Raw genomic sequence first — 2,760 nt, forward strand, 5'->3', positions numbered from 1 at the left:
CTGCAATCACGGCATTTAACTCCCTGTTTGAACAATCTAATTACGACAGGCGTACTTGCATTGGCAGTAATGTAGCGAATATTTGTCTTAAGATGACCGTTGTGAATAATATCAGCAGAGCCGCAGAAGGGGCAAGCTGGTTGAATGAGCTCAGCTTCATAAACTTTATATTTCGAACCAGCTTCGGGAATTTTATAAAAATAATCTTTAAAAATAATGTTGTTGTCTTCAATATCAAGAACAAATTTAATATAATCATTTAAAGAGGACATAGTTATACCTTTGTTTATACAAATAAAATGTTTGTTGGAACGAATTTTTTATTGTAAAGAGGACTATGTCCTCCTTTTTTAATGCAATAGAAAATCCTGTTAACAGCTTATCATAGAGATAAGATATCAACAGGAAAAATTATAGAGCCCAATAAGTGAAAGTGACTATTTTAATAGTCACTTTTTTGATAACTAAAACTTATCTACAAGCAATGAGTTATTGTATTGTACAAACTTTACTTACTTTTGTATAATAAGTTCACGTATTAAAAGTAAGGAAGAGATAAATTATGACAAAGCCAATTATTGGAATTTCAGGTTCAGTAATTATTGATAACGGCGGCATTGTTCCAGGTTATCACCGCAGCTATGTGAATGAAGATTATGTTGATTCCGTTGTTCAAAACGGAGGAGTTCCTTTCATTATTCCATTTACTGAAAATGATGAAGTGATCAAAAGTCAACTTGACCATGTCCAAGGACTGATTTTATCAGGCGGACACGATGTTGATCCTCATAGTTATGGTGAAGGACCTGAGCAAAAGATTGGTGCAACTTGGCCAGCTCGTGATCATTTTGATCGTTTGCTCTTAAAATTTGCCGAAGAAAAAGGCATTCCGGTTCTTGGCATTTGTCGTGGTGCGCAAATTATCAATGTTGCCCATGGCGGAAGCTTATATCAAGATCTTTCTTACCGTAAGCAAAAGACTTTGAAACACATGCAGGGTCATACGCCATCCTTGCCAACACATGGGATGAAAGTGATGCAAGGCAGCAAGCTTGCTGAGATTTTAGGCAAAACAGAGTTCCAAGTTAATTCTTTCCACCATCAAATTATTAAAGAAGTGGCTCCTGACTTAATTGAATCAGCTACTGCTCCCGATGGAGTTCCGGAAGGAATTGAAAACAAGGCTGGAACTGTAATTGGCGTTCAATGGCATCCAGAAATGCTGCACCGGAACACTAAAGTTTCATTTATGAATAACTTGTTCAGATGGGTTATTGATAATGCAAAATAAGGGAGAAAACTTAAATGAATAATAGAGAAAGCGATAAATTAGGTTTTTGGTCAATCGTCTTCTTGGCCATTAATGCGATTATTGGATCAGGAATCTTCCTAACTCCTGGTAGTGTTGTTCAACAGGCTGGTTCTAAAGCTTTAATTGCTTACTTTATTGCAGCGATTTTTGCCGCAATTTTAGCTGTTACTTTCGCCGCCGCTGCTAAGTATGTAACCAAATCTGGTGCGGCTTATGCGTATTCAAAAGCAGCCTTTGGCGATAAAATCGGTTTTTATATGGGAGTATTGCGCTACTTCTCAGCTAGTGTAGCTTGGGGCGTTATGGCTGTTGGGGTTGTTAGTTCCACGATTTCAATTTTTGGTGGCAACTCAGAAGATTTTGGCACGGTTACGATCGGCTTCATTGTCTTGATGGCTTTGATCACAATTATTAATTTATTTGGTCAAAGAGTAGTTAAGTGGGTCATGAATTTGGCCACGATCGGTAAGCTGGCAGCCTTGATTTTAATTATCGTTGCTGGGGTTGTATTGCTGATTTCAACTGGTGCTTCAAGTCATTTGAATGAAGTTGATCAAATTACTCAAAATGGTCAAAAAATTGTTCCTACTTTAACCACCACCAGTTTTGTAATGGCGATTGTTTCAGCCTTTTATGCCTTTACTGGTTTTGAATCAGTTGCTTCTGGTTCAGAAGATATGAAAGACCCAGAAAAGAATTTGCCTCGTGCTATTCCATTAGCAATTTTAGTCATCGCTTTGGTATATATTGGTGTAGTTGCCGTTGCAATGGTGCTTGATCCAAAGGCTTTAATGACAACTAAACAAGTAGTTGCCGTCGCCGCAATTTTTAAGAATGAAATTTTGCGTGACGTCATCTTGGTTGGTGCCCTTGTTTCCATGTTCGGAATTAACGTAGCATCTAGTTTCAATGCCCCAAGAATTTTGGAAGCAATGGCTCGTGAAAATCAGATGTCAAAGGCTCTTACTAAGAGAACCAAGAACAATTTCCCAATTAGAACTTTCTTTATTTCGGTTGTCTTGGCAATCTTGATTCCAATGGCATTCCAATACAACATGGTTAATTTGATTACTTTGAGTGCGATGGTTCGCTTCTTAGGCTTTATCGTTGTTCCATTAGCTGTAATTCGCTTTTATCGTGGCAAGGGCATTGATAAAGAAAACATTTTGGATGCTGATAAGAATGTATTGACTGATATTGTAATGCCGGTTTTATCAATCGCTTTGGTTGTCTTCTTATTGATTGAATATAATTGGAAGACTCAATTCGGAATCATCAATACGCAAGGTCAGTTTGTCGGCATTAATTGGTATGCAATTGAAATGATGATCTTTGGTTTCATTATTTTGCCTTTGCTTATGTCATGGATTTCACGCTTAGAACGTAAGAATTAATTATTCATTTAAAGAAAAAAGGATTCAGAAAATATCCAATGTCATTAAGTTAAG

2 protein-coding genes and 1 pseudogene are annotated in these 2,760 nt (G+C 37.1%); 2 read left to right on the forward strand and 1 reads right to left on the reverse strand.

All coding sequences use genetic code 11. From position 1 onward, the window contains the following. Nucleotides 1-272 (reverse strand): annotated as a pseudogene (locus tag B2008_RS03900) (ISL3 family transposase); the annotation flags it as partial. Nucleotides 273-562: 290 nt separating this feature from the next. On the opposite strand from B2008_RS03900, the gene B2008_RS03905 reads away from it, so the two are divergent. Further along, nucleotides 563-1,291: a gamma-glutamyl-gamma-aminobutyrate hydrolase family protein gene (locus tag B2008_RS03905; RefSeq protein WP_281827866.1), complete on the forward strand. Its 729-nt coding sequence runs from the start codon at nt 563-565 to the stop codon at nt 1,289-1,291. Between the two features lie 14 nt (nt 1,292-1,305). Continuing rightward, the gene (locus B2008_RS03910) at nt 1,306-2,706 is read left to right on the forward strand and encodes an APC family permease (protein ID WP_281827868.1); all 1,401 of its coding nucleotides are present in this window, start codon (nt 1,306-1,308) and stop codon (nt 2,704-2,706) included. Nucleotides 2,707-2,760: the final 54 nt, after the last annotated feature.

This window comes from Lactobacillus sp. UBA5813 (genome assembly GCF_002417895.1).
GTDB classification, from domain to species: domain Bacteria; phylum Bacillota; class Bacilli; order Lactobacillales; family Lactobacillaceae; genus Lactobacillus; species Lactobacillus amylolyticus.

Coding starts and splice junctions, on each gene's coding strand:
- B2008_RS03905 (WP_281827866.1), top strand. CDS start 563: ATGACAAAGCCAATTATTGGAATTTCAGGTTCAGTAATTATTGATAAC.
- B2008_RS03910 (WP_281827868.1), top strand. CDS start 1,306: ATGAATAATAGAGAAAGCGATAAATTAGGTTTTTGGTCAATCGTCTTC.